Origin of the sequence: Sphaerochaeta sp. PS (assembly GCF_032144095.1) — a bacterium.
In the GTDB taxonomy this organism is placed as follows: domain Bacteria; phylum Spirochaetota; class Spirochaetia; order Sphaerochaetales; family Sphaerochaetaceae; genus Sphaerochaeta.
This window is the reverse complement of sequence record NZ_JAVSNJ010000001.1, coordinates 463562-478850: the sequence shown is the minus strand read 5'-3', so window position 1 is coordinate 478850 and position 15289 is coordinate 463562. Positions and strand designations below refer to the sequence as shown.

Below are 15289 nucleotides of genomic sequence, written 5' to 3'. Positions count from 1 at the left end.
TTGGGCTCTGCAATCGGCATTACGGAAAGAGCTGTCCCTTCCACCAGGAGAGGACAGCTCCATACACATCGGCGAACAGAAGGAATCTAGTTGCAGAGTGCTTCAGCGATTCCCTTCATTTCCTTGAGGTTCTCAGGCCTTGGATTCCAGTTGACCTTGACTTTCGGTCCTACGACCTCAAAGCCAGACTTGACCAGCAATTCATCCAATACCTGCACACCTTCACCGCTCCAGCCGTAACAGCCAAAGACAGCTGCCTTCTTTTTCTTGAGCTTCAGCTCGAAGAGGAAGTGCATCCAACCGGCTACGGAGGAGAGGATGCTCTGCCCTACTGTCGGGGACCCTACGGCTATCGCCTTGGAGATGAAGACCTGGGTCATGATATCGTTCTTGTCTGTCTGGGAGATGTTGAATATCTTGACCCTGGTCTCAGGGGCAAGGGCCTGGATCTCCTTGGCAAGAGCGTGGGCAAGTGTCTTGGTACCATCCCACATCGTATCGTAGACTATGGTGATCTGGTCTTCCTGATAGTCATCGGCCCACTGGGCGTACTTCTGTACGATCTGCAGGGGATTGTCTCTCCAGATGGCACCATGGCTTGGGGCGATGATGTCGATGGGCAGGTTCAGGCTCACGATCTCCTCGATCTTGCGCTTCACCAAAGGCGAGAAGGGGGCAAGGATGTTGGCATAATACTTGAGGGCTTCTTCCCAGAGCAGGCACTGGTCTGCCTTGTCATTGAAGAGCTCTTCAATGGCAAAGTGTTGTCCAAATGCATCGTTGGAGAAGAGGATGTTGTCCCCTGTCATGTAGGTAGCCATGCTGTCAGGCCAGTGCAACATTCTCATGTCGACAAAGACGAGGCTTTTGCCGTTTCCGATGTCTACGCTGTCACCGGTCTTCACCACCTTGAAGTTCCATTCGGGGTGGTGGTATTGGCCTACAAGGGACTTCACTGCGTTTGCCGTGCAGTAGATCGGGGTGTGGGGAATCTTCTCCATAAGGTAGGGAAGGGCCCCACTGTGGTCAACTTCACCATGGTTCATGACAATGAAGTCGATCTTGGAGAGGTCAATCTCACGTTCAAGGTTTTCCCTGAACTCCCTTTCATAGGGTTTCCAGATGGTGTCGATGAGTACGGTCTTCTCTTCCTGGATAAGATACGCATTTTGGCTAGAGCCATGGTTTACCGAGTAGTCATCCCCGTGGAATGTCTCGAGTTCCCAGTCAATTCTTCCAACCCAGGACACATTGTTCTTGATCGCTCGTTTCATAGATTCGCTCCTTTTTCATACTTGGGAAAGAGAATTGAGTTCTCTTTAAATATATGTAGAAATATATCCTCTACCAGTGACTTCATCAACGCATAGGTTGCCACATAGGTGGGGCATCCGTCTTTTGGTGGAGTAAAGTCACCAGTAGCCTTTTGCAGTTGCTTGATAAGGTTTCCTGCAGCCTCGTGGTCACCCTCCAGGGATTCCACCAGTGCAAGGGATTCTGCTGTTGCCTTCAGCTTCAGCAGAGGAAATACCTCTTCCTCTTCCTCTGCAAAGTGCTCCAGCAACTCTTTGCGAAGGTCACTGAACAGGGAGTGGACCAGCCGTAGCTCATCCTTATGGGCCTTGTAGTGGACACGCAATATGGTATTGAGTTTCTCATCGACCTGCTCGATCAAGAGCCTTTCTGCAATATGGTGGGTGGCTTCAATGTGGTCGATGAGTTCATCAATGCCCAGTTCATAGAGGGAGGGGTCAACTGTTGCCTGGTATTTGCTCGCTGCATCCTTGAGGAAATCCGAAAGCTCATCGGTGAAGGTCTTGCGGTCATAGTTCTTCTTGGCTATCTCTTCATAGAGCATGTGATCGCCACCACAGCAGTAGTCGATCTGCTTCTCGTTGAGGAATATGGTAGCAAAGGGATACTCCTTTACGAGCTGTGACAATTTCATGTTTTTCATCCGGTATCTCCTAGTATGGACAGCATACTTTGAAAAAACTAGCCCGACTATGATTTAAATCAACATACACCCTATTCTACTCTACGATTCCTTCGGAGAGAAGATGCAATGTGGGAATATCCAAAAGAATGATGCGTTTCTTCCCCGATACGGAGAGAAGGCCTCTCTCCTGCATCTGGGAGAGCTTGCGGTTGACCGTTTCCTTGGTAAGGTGGATCGAGTTGCCGATCTCCTCCTGGGAGAGGGGTACCACCTCCTCTTTTGTACGCCGAACCCACTCCAGAAGGAACATGGCAATGCGTTTCTCTACATTTTTTGTTGAGAGCATCTCCAGCTGGAGTCGATATTGGTCGAGCTTCCCGTTGAGATAGGTCATGACACTCAAGCCTATGTGGGGATCGCTGAGCATGAGGGTGCGTATGTCTTCGCTGGCTATGGTGCATATGCCAAGCTTCTCAGAGGCTATTCCTGTCTCGCGACAGTGGCTTTCACTGAAAAGCTGATCACCCCCATAGAAATCCCCAGCAAAGAGCGTATCAAGGAGGAGCTGTTCCCCTTCGCTGCCATAGCGAAGCAGCTTCAGCGATCCTTCCCGTATGATGATCAGACGGTTGGAGACCTCCCCTTCACGGAAGAGTACCTCACCATTTTCCAGGGTGCGTTGGCGTATGAGGCGCTGAACACGGACAAACTGCCCCTCATCGAGATGCTGGAAGATGGGGACATGGGAAAGGCAGAGGGAGGTTCCACTGGAACAACCAGAACATGCTACCATCAATCATCCTCATACAGTTCGTTGATGACATCCCAGGCTGAGGCAAGGCCCTTACGGAGGTTGCACAGCAGCAGATACTGGTTCAACAGGGTGGACAGGTGCTTTTCCTTGATCTCCTCAGGGTCTTTGATGGCAACAACACCCTTGAGTTCCTTGGAACCAGGGTCCAGAGCCACTACCCTATCGAACTCTGCTAGCATATCGGCCTTTCTCATTCTCTTATAATGGGGGACCTTCAACAGAAGGATTGGTGAGTAGGCTCGCCTTTCAAGGCTCTCTGCCGTCAGTTCAATCTGCATGGCAGGAGCATCTTCTGGGAGTTCTTCATATTTCTTTCGTAGTTCATTCATACGCAGCCAGTACCTCCAAAGATGATAGATAGTACTATCCTAGCATAGATTGGCTGATATGGAGAGAGGGGAATAAGGAGGTTAGGAAAAATGACTTCAAGAACTTGGGTTCTGTTGTTGAACCAAGCTATTGCACATTTTTTGCATAAAAAAACCTGCCACATCTCTGTAACAGGAAGTTGTCTGCCGCCTCTCGGAATTGAACCGAGGACACAAGGATTTTCAGTCCTTTGCTCTACCAACTGAGCTAAAGCGGCTTGACCTCCTCTTGTATACCCCAATTCCAGAATTCTTGTCAACACCTTTTGGAGACTTTCGCGCTGGAGGTGGATAATCTTGCTCAAAGAAGAACCATCTGGTACAGTCAAAAAAAGATGAAACGAGAAGAAGAACCTATCCTACAGCTTGAGGGGCTAAGTTTCGGCTTCGAAACAGCAAAACCCATACTCAAAGAGATCTCCTTTGCCATAGAGAGGGGGTCCCTAAGCCTCATCACAGGCCCGAATGGATCAGGAAAAAGCCTCTTGCTCAAATGCATCAAAGGCCTTCTCAAACCCACAGCAGGGACCATATTGTTGGAGGGAGAGGACCTGACCCACCATGGCAAGGCCCGCCTCAGGTCCATCGGTCTGGTATTCCAGGATTCCGAAACCCAGATAGTGGGACAGACAGTAGAGAGGGACATCCTCTTCGGCCTGGAGAACCTGCAACTTCCCCTACCGGTCCAACGACAACGCCTTGATGATGTTGTAGCCCTTCTTGACCTCACCAAACAACTGAAACAACGGCCAAGGGCCCTCAGCGGAGGAGAGAAGAGACGCCTCTCCATTGCCGGGGTCCTCGTCATGGAGCCCAAGCTGCTCATCATGGACGAGCCCTTTGCCAACCTCGACTACCCCTCGGTGGTGCAGGTACTGAAAACCCTTCTCAGGCTGAGAAACGAGGGACACACCATCATCCTGGTAAGCCATGAGGTTGAAAAAATCCTTGCATACATTGACAAGGTGATCATCCTGGAAGGCGGCACAGTAGCGGCCCAGGGCCCTCCCTCTCTCCTACGGCCCCTCTTCAAGGAGCATGGTGTCTACGTACCCGAAGAGTGTGCACTTGAGGATTTGACATGGCTGAAGCCCTAATCTTCCACTACCGAGAACAGAGGGCCTTCCTCAACAGATGCAATCCTCTTGCCAAGGTTGCCTCTGTCCTGATACTTCTCATACCCCTTGCCAGAGCACCATACAAATTAGCGCTCATTCTGCTTCTGCCTCTAGTAGTACTCTCCTTAACCCAACGCCTTCCTCTACGCAGATACGGCAAGGAGCTCACCTTCTTTTTCTTCATGGCAGTCATCATTGCCATCACCGAATACCTGGCAACAAGAAGCCCTCTGGGCACCCTTGCTGCCTGCCTCCGGTTCCTGGCCATCATCCTCTGCGGGATGCTGCTGGCCGACTCCACAGCCCCGGACGACCTTGCCCGCTCGTTGGGGAGCGTGCTAAGCAAGATTCCCTTTGTTGATGGCTGGGCAATAGCCAGCTCCATCGAGCTGACCATCTCCATGGTCCCTCTCATATTTGACGTCACCAACCAGGTGACCACAGCAAGAAAAGCGAGGATGGAGAGAAACCGCCATCCCATACGGAACCTCACCTCATTGGGAGAGAGCATCTTCACCCTGTTGCTCGACCGCGCAGAAGAGCTTGCCTGGGCCCTGGATGCGAGGAGCTTTGACCCCAGCAGGGCAAGAAGGGCCCTGCCCTACTCAGCACCAGATTTCTGGCTGACCATTGGAACAGTCTCTCTTGTCATCCTGACCCTGCCATTTGTGCTATAATGTTCAGCATGGAAAGCAAACAACAGCTCAGGGCAAAGCTCAAACAACTGGCAAAGGAGATACCTCCAAACAGGTTTGTGGTGGAGGATATGCAGAGTGTCGAAGCCTTGTTGCACAGCCCGCTCTACATGGGTTGCACTACCCTGTTTGCCTTCTCGCCCCTGCCCAGTGAAGTGGATATAACCCCTATCCTTAGAGACGCCCTACAGCATAAGAGGCTTGCCCTTCCAAGATGCATACAACAACCAGACGGCACCGATGGCCTGCAATTCCACCTGGTTCAAGGAGGGTGGGAAGAGGGCCTTGAACCTTCCCGCCTGGGCATCATGGAGCCAACAGGGGGAGAGATCGCCACCATTGACGAGCACTCCCTCATCCTGGTCCCTGCCATGGCCTACACACCCTCAGGAGAGCGGCTGGGAAGGGGAAAGGGATTCTACGACAGATACCTACAGCAATTCCCCTCCATTGCTACCATCGGGATATGCAGAGGCTACCAGATGGTACAAAGCATCCCAACCGAAAGCTGGGACCGTAAGGTGAAACAGGTACTTTGTGCAGGGCTCTTTTACCGTACCTGATTCTTTCCCAGCCAGACAAAATGCTGACTCTCCATCATGGAGAAGAACCTATGGCAGGCATCATCGATCTGGTGGTCCTGCAAGGAGAGCAGGTGCTCCCTCATCGCTTCACTGCGAACGCTACGAAGGATCGCACTGAGGGAACGCAGGTATTCCAGCTGGATGGAAGGAGAACTGGCAATGACAAACAGCAGATGGACAGGCATGCCATCTTCCGAACCATAGTCGATGCCATCCCGGCTGAGGCCCAAGGCAATATGCACTTCATGCAGGCCCAGGATCTTGCCGTGGGCGATAGCCACCCCATGGCCAATTCCTGTACTTTGTATGCGTTCACGACGAAGCACACCTCGTTTGAAGCGTTCAACATCAGGTAAGGTGTCAAATATTGAGCAAGAATCTATCACCTCAAGAAGCGCCTTCGTTTTTTCGGTCGCCTGGAGCTGACAGATTACCGATCGGCAATCATTGAGTATATCCACTGCTGTACTATACACAATGGAAAGAACTGTTTCAAGGCACGGTATCTGCAGCAGAAACTGCAGATACCTAAGCTACTAAATTGTTATTTTGTCAACAAATATTGGTTCATGGCCTTGGCCGCTTTGCGACCTTGTCCCATGGCCAATATTACCGTCGCTGCACCAAGGACAATATCGCCCCCAGCATAGACACCCTTGAGGGTGGTTTCACAGGTTTCTTCATTGACGATGAAATTTCCCCGACGATTTACTTCGATCTCGTCTGTGGTTGCCTTGATGAGTGGGTTGCTGGCATTACCGATGGCAACGATGACCGTATCGAAATCAAACATCTTTTCGCTGCCGGGGATCTCTACGGGGGAACGGCGGCCAGAGGCATCAGGTTCACCCAGCTCACACTGGATAAGCTCAACACCATTGACCCTTCCCTTCTCGTTGGCTGTGATCTTCAGGGGGGCATGGAGGTAGAGGAACCTCACTCCCTCTTCCTTGGCATGGGCCACCTCTTCCCTACGGGCAGGCATCTCGACCTCGGTACGGCGATAGATGATGCTCACCTCTTCTGACCCCAGGCGCTTGGCCGTCCTGGCAGCATCCATGGCGACGTTTCCACCACCAAAGACAGCAACCTTTTTCGAGTCGAAGAGAGGGGTAAGGGCTTCACCGACGGCATAGGCCTTCATGAGGTTGCTACGGGTCAGGTATTCGTTTGCAGAGAAGACCCCTACATAGTTTTCGCCCTCGATGCCCATGAACTTGGGTAGACCTGCACCTGAGCCGACAAAGACAGCATCAAAACCGTCCTTACCCATAAGGTCCGCGATCTTGCGGGTCTTTCCGACCAGGTAGTTCCGTCTGATGGTCACCCCCATGTCCTTGAGGTTCTGCAGTTCGTGTTCCACAATCTTCTTGGGAAGACGGAATTCAGGGATCCCATATACCAGTACCCCACCAGCCTTGTGCAGGGCCTCGAACATCACCACCTCATGGCCCTCCCTTCGGAGGTCCATGGCAGCAGAGATGCTTGCAGGTCCGGTACCGACAACAGCTACCTTCTTGCCTGTCTCAGGGGCTACGGTCGGGATGGTCTCACACTCATGCTCGCGGGCAAAGTCGGCGACATAGCGTTCGATCCTACCGATGGAAACCGACTGCTCCACATCCTTGAGGACCTTGCCAACCGTACAATAGAGCTGGCACTGGCTCTCCTGGGGACAGACCCTTCCACAGATGGCGGGCAGGGAACTGCTCTCCTTGATGATGGAAAGGGCCTTTGCGTGCTCACCCTTTGCAGCCTCTGCAATGAAGGCCGGGATGTCGATCGAGACAGGGCAGCCCTTGATGCAGGGCTTGTTCTTGCACTGCAGGCAGCGCAGGGCCTCGGCTCTCACCTGGTTCTCGGTATATCCGATGGAAACCTCCTGCATATTCTTGACACGGACCCCAGGGTCCTGGGTTGGCATCTCCTGGAGGGGAATCTGAGCCCTCTCCTTGGGGGTGAGCGTTGCCCCTTCATAGGTCTCTAGGACAGCCTTGGCCTTCTTATCGAGTTCTTCTAGTGAAACATGCATGGTCTACGCCTCTCCCTCTTTGATTTCCAGGCCGATATGGCAGCGATGATGAGCTTCCTCTTCCTTGTTCCTATAGGTTCCCAGACGGAGAAGCATATTGTCCCAGTCAACCAGGTGGCCATCGAACTCAGGCCCGTCAACACAGACGAACTTGGTCGTACCCCCAATGTTGACCCTGCAGCCCCCACACATACCTGTTCCGTCTATCATGATGGTGTTCAGCGAAACGATGGTGTGGATCCCGTAGGGCTTGGTGGTAAGGGCAGAAAACTTCATCATGACGGGAGGACCGATGATGACAACGCAATCGGGTTTCCACTCTTCACAAAGCTCCTTTAGGGGAACGGTCACCAGAGCTTTCCGGCCGTAGGAGCCATCATCGGTTACGACGATGACCTCATCGGCGGTATTCTTCATCTCCTCTTCCATGATGAGCAGACTCTTGTTACGCGCACCCATGATGACCTTCACTTCATTACCGGCCTGCTTCATGGCTTGCACGATGGGAAAAAGCGGGGCCACCCCGATGCCTCCACCTACGCAGACTACCTTTCCATATTTCCTAATGTCGGTGGGCTTACCCAACGGACCAAGCAAATTCTCTATTGAATCACCGATTTCCAGGGTTGCAAGGCGGTGAGTAGTCTCTCCAACAGCCTGGAAAATGAGGGTTATGGAGCCCTCTTCCACATTTGCATCGGCAATGGTAAGAGGGATCCTCTCGCCAAAATCACCACCCATCTGCAAGATGATGAACTGCCCAGGTTTTCTTGCTTCCGCTATCTCTGGAGCATGAATGCTCACTCTGAAAACTTCCTGGGAGAGCCTCTGCTTCGATAGAATATTGTTCATGCGTAACTCCTCGGTCAAATCTCTGCATAACCGTACCGTATGATAGCCGATAATCGTAGCATTGAAAACCTTTCCAAGAGTTTTGGAGCCCATGAATTGGCAGCATGCACGAAAACAGTGTTGGTTCTAATGAGAGCAGTATTTCCCCATTGACCTGCTGTGTCAACAATCATCTGCAAACGGAGCAAGGCTCTTGTCCAAACAGGTCCCTCTAAGGCAAACTAGTGACGAAGGAGTCAAAAATGATCAGAAAATTCAATGAGATGCCCATAACGACAAAAGAGCACCTGCGCGGTGGAACGGGTTCAACCCAATTCAGGGCCCTTGCCGAGGAAGGAAGCGTACAGCACTGCCGCCTGTTCAGTGAGATAACCCTGGAAAAGGGATGCTCCATCGGGGTGCATGACCATGTCAACGAGACCGAATACTACTGGATCACAGAGGGAAAGGGCATCGTAACGGAAGCTGATGGCGAGAAGCTGGTGACCAAAGGGGACCTCGTCGTTACCGGTGGTGGGGCAAGCCATGCCATCCGCAATGAAGAGAAGGAGCCTTTGAAGCTCATGGCCCTCATCATCCTGGACTGATCCCTACACTACAAGACAGCCTGGATCTCTCCAGGCTGTCTGTGTGCAAGCTGCAAACGGTACGAATCGGTTGGTTGTCAGTTTCCCTTGATCTTCACTTCAATGCTCTTGGGCTGAACCTCGGGCTTCTTGGGCAGGGTGATGGTCAACACCCCATTGGCGAACTCCCCTTCGATCTGGTCTTCGGCAATGTCCTCAGGCAGACTGAAGGACCGTTCAAAGGCCCTATAGTAGCGCTCACGAACCAGGGACTTCTTGTTCTCGTCAACATCCTTCAGGTTCTCCTTGGAGGAGCTGATCTTCAAAACGTGCTTGTCGACATTCACCTGCACTTCTTCCTGGGTATATCCGGCAAGCTCAGCCTCGATAACATACGCCTTGTCAGTCTCGACAATATCAACCGGGGGGATCTTGCTGGCAGTAGCGCTCAGATCGGACCATAGGTCATCAAACAGGGAGCGATAGCTCGATACCGGATTGTTGCGATTGTATGTTACGTAATATTTCATGTTGACACCTCCATGTGTGCATTGTGGTATATGCAGGCCTCTAGGCTTGTACAAACAGTAATGCAAGGAGCATGCCAACTTTACCGGAGCGAGAACTCCAAGAGAGGAAAGAATATAATCAATACATGTAATACCTTGTATTATATGTATTTATCGTAATAACATCACCAATGAGCAATCTCATGACAAACAACTGCACTACCCCATTGGCACCCTGTTCTAGCACAGAAGGTCCCACATTCCTATTGCACGATTCATTTTTGGATCATTTTGACACACAGCTGTAAGAATGGGAGAAGAAACCGAGCAAAACTGGCACAAGCCCAACCAGATCTTGTTGGAGAACGACCAAAAACGAAGCCTCCCACCTGGGAGGCAACGATGTTCGTCTGCTTCATGCCTAGAGCGTAATGACCTGATAACCCTTCTCGATGTAGGAGAGGAACGAAGGGTGGTTGCTCATATCACCACCGACAGGCAGGCCCGACTGCTCGTTGTACTCGAGGACTCCCAAGGTAGCCGAGCAGGCCCTGCAGACCGAGTCGATGAGCTTGAGCTCCACCACCTTCCTGAAAAGAGGGTTCTTTGCCTCGGTCATGGCCTTCACCAACTTCACTGCCTCACCTTCCAGCACAACCTTCACATCCTTACCCTTGGCATGCATATCGAGTGCATTCAACAGGACATGCACGAAACAGGTGGGGTTACCCTGAAATGCGAAAATAACAAACTTGTCCATACAGTCCATCCTTTCTTCTGTGATGCTTGCCCCCATCATACCACAGATAGTGGAGGAGAGGAGGAGCCAAAGTTCTCACCCCCTTTGTGCAACGGTTGACGTAGCTATCAGGAGAAGTAGGCCACAGCACCGACAAAAAGCCCATCATCAGGCCTGTACGGGGTGTTCCTGTAGAGATTGCCCGTTGCCCTCTCGCTATGGGCCATCCTTCCGAACACCCTGCCGTCGGCAGAGGATAGGGCTTCCAAGGCATAGGCCGAACCGTTGGGGTTGAACGGCAAGGCCATGGTGGCCTTCCCCTCCAGGTCCACATACTGGCTCGCTACCTGGCCGTTGGCCACCAACAGGTCCATGACCTCGGGCTTGCAGATGAACCGTCCCTCCCCATGGGAGATGGGGACCAGGGAGATATCCCCCACCCTATGGCTGCCCATCCAAGGGGAGAGGGTCGAGGCGACCCTGGTGCGTACCAGCATCGACTGGTGTCGTGCTAGCAGGTTGAAGCTCAAGGTAGGGTCATCTTCGGTAGGGAGAAGCATCTTCCCATACGGCAACAACCCCAGCTTTACCAGAGCCTGGAATCCATTGCAGATGCCACCGACCAGGCCATCCCTTTGCCCCAGCAAGAGCTCTATCTCTTCGGCAATGAGGGGGTTGCGGAGGAAGGCTGCGATGAACTTGCCCGATCCATCAGGCTCATCCCCTCCAGAAAAACCCCCTGGTAGAAAGAGGATTTGGGCCGATGAGAGGGCCTTGGCAAACCGGACGACACTCTCCCGCACCCCTTGGGGTGAGAGGTTGTTGATGACAAAGGTCTCACAAGAGGCGCCTGCATCATAGAGGGCATGCTCCAGGTCATACTCACAATTGGTACCGGGAAACACAGGTATAAGGACTTTGGGAGAGGCTTTGGGATAGCTTGACCTGACCCTTCCCCTCCTATCCCAAGCTAGGTTTGGAATTGCGATCTCCTCCGTTTCCGCTCGTTTCCTCGGGTATACCCGTTCGAGGGGCTCCTCATAGGCAGCCTGAAGCGTGGCCAAGGGGAGGCTGCACCGTTCTGCCAGGAATACCTGGGCTTCTGTCGTGTATCCAAGCAGGGTACCCAGGGCCAAAGGCTCGGTCAGCTCCAACACAAACGAGCCGTACCGCTTGGAGAACAGGTCGAGAGAGGCCTGCAGGGAGAAGCCAATCCGGTTTCCCAAACACATCTTCACCAATGCCTCGGCTATGCCCCCGAATCCGGTAGCATAGCAGGCTGCCACCTTCCCCTCCCCAATGAGGGAGGAGACCTGGCCAAAGAGAGCGGGTATATCTTCCTCCCGCTCTACCTCAAGCAAGACCACCTGGTGGCCTGCGCCCTTGAACTCACAGCTTATCAGGCCCTGGGCAGGAGAAGCGCTTACCGCAAAGCTGACCAATGTCGGGGGAACATCAAGCGATCCAAAGGACCCGCTCATGGAATCCTTGCCCCCAATCGCCGCCTTTTCGAGCAACATCTGGGCCTTGAAGGCCCCAAGCAAGGCTGCAAAGGGAAGACCCCACCGCAGTGGATCATCCCCGACCTTGCCGAAATACTCCTGAAAGGAGAGGTAGGTCTGGCCCAGGTCGGCCCCAGAGGCTACCAGCTTTGCAACCGAATGGACCACAGCAGAGAACGCCCCACCGAAAGGATCCTCCTCCATCAGGAAGGGATCATAGCCCCATGCCATGACAGAGGCGGTATTGGTCCTGCTGTTCCCCACAGGAAACAGGGCAGCCATCACCTGGGAGGGCGTCACCTGATAGGTGCCCCCGTATGGCATAAACAAGGAACCACTTCCTATGGTGGAGTCAAAACGCTCTCCAAGGCCCTGCTGGGAACAGACATTCAAATCCCCCATCAGGTCGAGCAGGCGTTGCTCCACATTAGGATCGGACGCCACCTTCCTGGAAGGCTCTCTTTTGGGGATCACCACCGTGGCATGCTTCTCAGACCCATGGCTATCAAGGAAGGATCGCCTGATCTCCACAATCTTCTCTCCCTGGTGGAACATCACCAAGGCAGGTTCCTCGGTGACCCGTGCTACGACCGAACTTTCCAGGTTCTCTTCCCTGGCAAAATTTTGAAAAGCTTCGACATTCTCGGCCTGGAGGACCACCGCCATCCTCTCCTGGGATTCACTGATGGCAAGCTCAGTCCCTCCCAGCCCCTCATACTTGGTAAGCACGGCATCAAGGTCTATGCTCAGGCCATCGGCAAGCTCACCTATGGCAACGCATACCCCGCCGGCCCCAAAGTCATTGCACCTCTTGATGAGCCTGGAAGCTTCAGGGCGCCTCATCAGGCGTTGGAGCTTCCTCTCCTCAGGGGCGTTTCCCTTCTGGACCTCAGAGCCACAGCTGGCAAGAGAGTCCATGGTGTGGCTCTTGGACGACCCTGTAGCCCCACCACACCCATCACGGCCGGTCCTTCCCCCCACCAGCACCACCAGATCCCCCGGTTGGGGGACCTCGCGCACGACCTGCCCTGCGGGGACTGCGCCGACAACAGCACCCAGTTCCATATGCTTTGCGACAAAACCCGGGTGGTAGATCTCCTGGACGAGGCCGGTTGCCAGCCCAATCTGGTTGCCATAGGAACTGTTTCCGTTTGCCGCGGTCACCACCAGTTTCTTCTGGGCTATCTTTCCTGCAAGCGTCTCCCCGACAGGGCCCAACGGGCTTGCAGCCCCACTGATCCTCATCGCCTGGAATACGTAGGCCCTTCCCGAAAGGGGGTCGCGTATAGCCCCGCCTATGCAGGTGGCTGCCCCACCGAAAGGCTCTATCTCCGTTGGGTGGTTGTGTGTCTCATTCTTGAACAGCAACAACCAGGGCTCCTCTTTGCCGTCCCGGTCGACATCGACCTTCACCGAACAGGCGTTGATCTCCTCAGACTCGTCCAACCTGGGTAGTTTTCCCGCCTTCTTGAGAGCCTTGGCTCCGATGGTGGCAAGGTCCATCAGGGATTCTGGCTTGCAGACTCCCAAGGCCTTGCGGTGAAAGCGGTAGCGTTCATACCACGTGCAGATCTCCTCATCCTCAATCTGCACCCTATCCAAGGTGGTAAGGAAGGTCGTATGGCGGCAATGGTCGGACCAGTAGGTATCGAGGACCTTCAGCTCGGTATGGGTAGGATCCCGTCCGGTTTCGGCAAAATAGGAACGCACCAGCTTCAGGTCCTCTTCATCCATGGCAAGCCCCTCCTCACGGGAGAACCTACCAAGCCTCTCGTCATCGAAGAGGGTGAAACCTGTGAGGGTCTCGACAGGAGGAGCATCCCTTATGGTGGGAGAGAGCTCCTCTGGCAGTTCCATCCTTGATTCGCAAGAGTCCACAGGGTTTATCAGGTATCCCCTGATGGCCAGCTTCTCCTCTTCCGAGAAAGAGCCTTCCAGCAGATAGATCCTGGCACTACGGACAAAGGGCCGTTCAGAGCCGCTGATAAGCTGTATGCACTGTGCAGCCGAATCAGAGCGCTGGTCATATTGGCCAGGCAGATACTCAACACCAAGGATGAAACACGGGCTAGCGACCTCTGGGAGGGTATCGCTGATGGTATCAACCTGGATTTCGGAAAACACCGTATGCTTGCACCTTTCCAGAAGCGAGGTATCGATACCCTGGATGTCATAGCGGTTGACCAGGCGCACACCCTTCAGGCTACTGATGCCGAGATAGAGCTGCAAATCCTCGAACAGGGCCGCTTCAGAGACCCTGAAACCCTCTTTCTTCTCCACAAACAATCGATGGACCATACTCCCCCCCCTACGCCTCAAGGGCGAGTTTTCCAATGTCCTTGCGATAGTGCATCCCTGCAAACGAGACCGAACCGACCGCACCGTAGGCCTTGGCCACGGCTTCGGCCAGGGTATCGGCAGTTGCGACTAGGTTCAGCACACGACCGCCGTTGGTGACCAGGCCCCCAGGGACAAGCCTTGTGCCCGCATGCAGGCAGGTGACCCCTTGCCCAAGCTCACCGATGGTTACTGCCTTGCCGGTCTCATAGCTTGCGGGATACCCCCCGCTAGCCAGGACCACACAACAGCTTGCTCCCTGGGAGAAGGTGACATCGATGTCTGCAAGCCGCCCCTGGGAGACGGCCAGCATGGTCGAGAGCAGGTCACTGTCCAATAGGGGGAGGATCGCCTGCAGTTCGGGGTCGCCGAACCTGCAGTTGTACTCAATGACCTTCGGCCCGCCGGAGGTGAGCATAAGCCCGAAATAGAGGCACCCCTTGAAGGGCCTTCCCTCCTCTTGCATCGCACGCAGGGTCGGCAGGAAGATTGTCTGCATGCAGAGCCCCTCCATCTCCTGACTGTAGTAGGGGTTGGGGGCGATGACACCCATCCCCCCGGTATTCGGCCCCAGATCTCCGTCAAAGGCCCTCTTGTGGTCCATCGACGAGAGCATGGGGACCAGCGTCTTGCCGTCGGTGAAGGAGAGAACCGAGACCTCTATGCCACTGAGAAACTCCTCGATGACAATGCTCTCCCCGCTGGTGCCAAAGACCCTGTCCACCATCATCGACCTGATGGCGCCTACCAGAGCCTCCCTTGTCGTTGCGATGACAACGCCCTTGCCCAGGGCCAGGCCATCGGCCTTGACCACGGCAGGCAGGGGGCAGGTCTCTGCATAGGAGAGGGCCTGGCCCACCTCGCTGAAAGCCTCGTACGCAGCTGAGGGAATCCCATGGCGTTTCATAAGGCCCTTGGAGAATATCTTGCTACCCTCAATGATGGCAGCGCGCCTGTTGGGCCCGAAGCAGGCGATTCCCTCTGCCTCGAGCATGTCGACCAACCCAAGCACCAGAGGGTCGTCAGGACCAACTACCACAAACGCCACCTTTACCAGCTTGGCGAACTGGACGATCCTGTCCAGTTCCTTGACCCCTATGGGGACTAGGGTGGCAAGGCCTGCCATCCCACCATTGCCGGGAAGTGCGTACAGCCTGCCTACACGGGGACTCTTTCTGAGCCCGACAAGAATGGCATGTTCCCTGCCCCCTGAGCCTATTACCAGAATATCCAT

General features: G+C 53.9%; 15 protein-coding genes and 1 tRNA gene. 4 read left to right on the top strand and 12 right to left on the bottom strand.

The genetic code is table 11. The annotated features are described in order from the left end of the window. Positions 1-86 precede the first annotated feature (86 nt). From ROJ03_RS02295 to ROJ03_RS02275, 5 genes are all read right to left on the bottom strand, one after another. Positions 87-1274 (bottom strand): flavodoxin domain-containing protein, encoded by a 1188-nt coding sequence (locus tag ROJ03_RS02295; protein WP_313725370.1) that lies wholly within the window; start codon positions 1272-1274, stop codon positions 87-89. Continuing rightward, a complete protein-coding gene (locus tag ROJ03_RS02290; RefSeq protein ID WP_313725369.1) occupies positions 1271-1957 on the bottom strand; it encodes a DUF542 domain-containing protein in 687 nt (228 codons plus the stop codon). Before ROJ03_RS02290 ends, ROJ03_RS02295 begins: the two co-directional genes overlap by 4 nt. A gap of 76 nt (positions 1958-2033) precedes the next feature. After that, positions 2034-2732 carry a Crp/Fnr family transcriptional regulator gene (locus ROJ03_RS02285; protein WP_313725368.1) on the bottom strand — a complete coding sequence of 233 codons (699 nt, stop codon included), beginning with the start codon at positions 2730-2732 and terminating at the stop codon, positions 2034-2036. Beyond that, positions 2732-3082: a hypothetical protein gene (locus ROJ03_RS02280; protein WP_313725367.1), complete on the bottom strand. Its 351-nt coding sequence runs from the start codon at positions 3080-3082 to the stop codon at positions 2732-2734. The genes ROJ03_RS02285 and ROJ03_RS02280 overlap by 1 nt, the downstream gene beginning before the upstream one ends. 184 nt (positions 3083-3266) lie before the next feature. Continuing rightward, positions 3267-3339, bottom strand: a tRNA-Phe gene (locus tag ROJ03_RS02275). 117 nt (positions 3340-3456) lie between these two features. Between ROJ03_RS02275 and ROJ03_RS02270 the strand changes: the two genes are divergently transcribed. Genes ROJ03_RS02270 through ROJ03_RS02260 form a run of 3 tightly spaced genes read left to right on the top strand, consistent with a single transcriptional unit; the run spans position 3457 to position 5497 of the window. Further along, entirely contained in the window at positions 3457-4218 is a 762-nt protein-coding gene (locus ROJ03_RS02270) for an ABC transporter ATP-binding protein (RefSeq protein ID WP_313725366.1), read from the top strand. After that, positions 4203-4916, top strand: coding sequence for an energy-coupling factor transporter transmembrane component T (locus tag ROJ03_RS02265; protein ID WP_313725365.1), 714 nt, complete (start codon positions 4203-4205; stop codon positions 4914-4916). Before ROJ03_RS02270 ends, ROJ03_RS02265 begins: the two co-directional genes overlap by 16 nt. Before the next feature lie 8 nt (positions 4917-4924). Beyond that, complete coding sequence (locus ROJ03_RS02260) at positions 4925-5497, top strand: 5-formyltetrahydrofolate cyclo-ligase (RefSeq protein WP_313725364.1); 573 nt, start codon at positions 4925-4927, stop codon at positions 5495-5497. Here ROJ03_RS02260 and ROJ03_RS02255 read toward each other — a convergent pair. The 3 genes from ROJ03_RS02255 to ROJ03_RS02245 all read right to left on the bottom strand — a co-directional run bounded on the left by ROJ03_RS02255 (position 5485) and on the right by ROJ03_RS02245 (position 8402). After that, positions 5485-5979 (bottom strand): PTS sugar transporter subunit IIA, encoded by a 495-nt coding sequence (locus ROJ03_RS02255; RefSeq protein WP_313725363.1) that lies wholly within the window; start codon positions 5977-5979, stop codon positions 5485-5487. The genes ROJ03_RS02260 and ROJ03_RS02255 overlap by 13 nt on opposite strands. A gap of 83 nt (positions 5980-6062) precedes the next feature. Further along, a complete protein-coding gene (gene gltA / locus ROJ03_RS02250) occupies positions 6063-7550 on the bottom strand; it encodes an NADPH-dependent glutamate synthase (RefSeq protein ID WP_313725362.1) in 1488 nt (495 codons plus the stop codon). Between the two features lie 3 nt (positions 7551-7553). Next, entirely contained in the window at positions 7554-8402 is an 849-nt protein-coding gene (locus ROJ03_RS02245) for a sulfide/dihydroorotate dehydrogenase-like FAD/NAD-binding protein (RefSeq protein ID WP_313725361.1), read from the bottom strand. A 242-nt stretch (positions 8403-8644) separates the two neighbouring features. On the opposite strand from ROJ03_RS02245, the gene ROJ03_RS02240 reads away from it, so the two are divergent. Next, positions 8645-8989 (top strand): cupin domain-containing protein, encoded by a 345-nt coding sequence (locus ROJ03_RS02240; protein WP_313725360.1) that lies wholly within the window; start codon positions 8645-8647, stop codon positions 8987-8989. Positions 8990-9066: 77 nt separating this feature from the next. On the opposite strand, the gene ROJ03_RS02235 is transcribed toward ROJ03_RS02240, so the two are convergent. From ROJ03_RS02235 to purD, 4 genes are all read right to left on the bottom strand, one after another. Continuing rightward, positions 9067-9498 (bottom strand): Hsp20/alpha crystallin family protein, encoded by a 432-nt coding sequence (locus tag ROJ03_RS02235; RefSeq protein ID WP_313725359.1) that lies wholly within the window; start codon positions 9496-9498, stop codon positions 9067-9069. A 400-nt stretch (positions 9499-9898) separates the two neighbouring features. Further along, entirely contained in the window at positions 9899-10237 is a 339-nt protein-coding gene (locus ROJ03_RS02230) for a DsrE family protein (protein WP_313725358.1), read from the bottom strand. A 107-nt stretch (positions 10238-10344) separates the two neighbouring features. Next, positions 10345-14016 (bottom strand): phosphoribosylformylglycinamidine synthase, encoded by a 3672-nt coding sequence (locus ROJ03_RS02225; protein WP_313725357.1) that lies wholly within the window; start codon positions 14014-14016, stop codon positions 10345-10347. 10 nt (positions 14017-14026) lie between these two features. Further along, positions 14027-15289 (bottom strand): phosphoribosylamine--glycine ligase, encoded by a 1263-nt coding sequence (purD, locus tag ROJ03_RS02220; RefSeq protein ID WP_313725356.1) that lies wholly within the window; start codon positions 15287-15289, stop codon positions 14027-14029.

What these genes read in the sequence shown, in the direction of transcription:
- ROJ03_RS02260 (WP_313725364.1), top strand. Translation starts at nt 4,925, where the DNA reads ATGGAAAGCAAACAACAGCTCAGGGCAAAGCTCAAACAACTGGCAAAG.
- ROJ03_RS02245 (WP_313725361.1), bottom strand. Translation starts at nt 8,402, where the DNA reads ATGAACAATATTCTATCGAAGCAGAGGCTCTCCCAGGAAGTTTTCAGA.
- ROJ03_RS02265 (WP_313725365.1), top strand. Translation starts at nt 4,203, where the DNA reads ATGGCTGAAGCCCTAATCTTCCACTACCGAGAACAGAGGGCCTTCCTC.
- ROJ03_RS02270 (WP_313725366.1), top strand. Translation starts at nt 3,457, where the DNA reads ATGAAACGAGAAGAAGAACCTATCCTACAGCTTGAGGGGCTAAGTTTC.
- ROJ03_RS02280 (WP_313725367.1), bottom strand. Translation starts at nt 3,082, where the DNA reads ATGAATGAACTACGAAAGAAATATGAAGAACTCCCAGAAGATGCTCCT.
- ROJ03_RS02240 (WP_313725360.1), top strand. Translation starts at nt 8,645, where the DNA reads ATGATCAGAAAATTCAATGAGATGCCCATAACGACAAAAGAGCACCTG.
- ROJ03_RS02235 (WP_313725359.1), bottom strand. Translation starts at nt 9,498, where the DNA reads ATGAAATATTACGTAACATACAATCGCAACAATCCGGTATCGAGCTAT.
- ROJ03_RS02225 (WP_313725357.1), bottom strand. Translation starts at nt 14,016, where the DNA reads ATGGTCCATCGATTGTTTGTGGAGAAGAAAGAGGGTTTCAGGGTCTCT.
- ROJ03_RS02285 (WP_313725368.1), bottom strand. Translation starts at nt 2,732, where the DNA reads ATGGTAGCATGTTCTGGTTGTTCCAGTGGAACCTCCCTCTGCCTTTCC.
- ROJ03_RS02295 (WP_313725370.1), bottom strand. Translation starts at nt 1,274, where the DNA reads ATGAAACGAGCGATCAAGAACAATGTGTCCTGGGTTGGAAGAATTGAC.
- ROJ03_RS02290 (WP_313725369.1), bottom strand. Translation starts at nt 1,957, where the DNA reads ATGAAAAACATGAAATTGTCACAGCTCGTAAAGGAGTATCCCTTTGCT.
- purD (WP_313725356.1), bottom strand. Translation starts at nt 15,289, where the DNA reads ATGGATATTCTGGTAATAGGCTCAGGGGGCAGGGAACATGCCATTCTT.
- gltA (WP_313725362.1), bottom strand. Translation starts at nt 7,550, where the DNA reads ATGCATGTTTCACTAGAAGAACTCGATAAGAAGGCCAAGGCTGTCCTA.
- ROJ03_RS02230 (WP_313725358.1), bottom strand. Translation starts at nt 10,237, where the DNA reads ATGGACAAGTTTGTTATTTTCGCATTTCAGGGTAACCCCACCTGTTTC.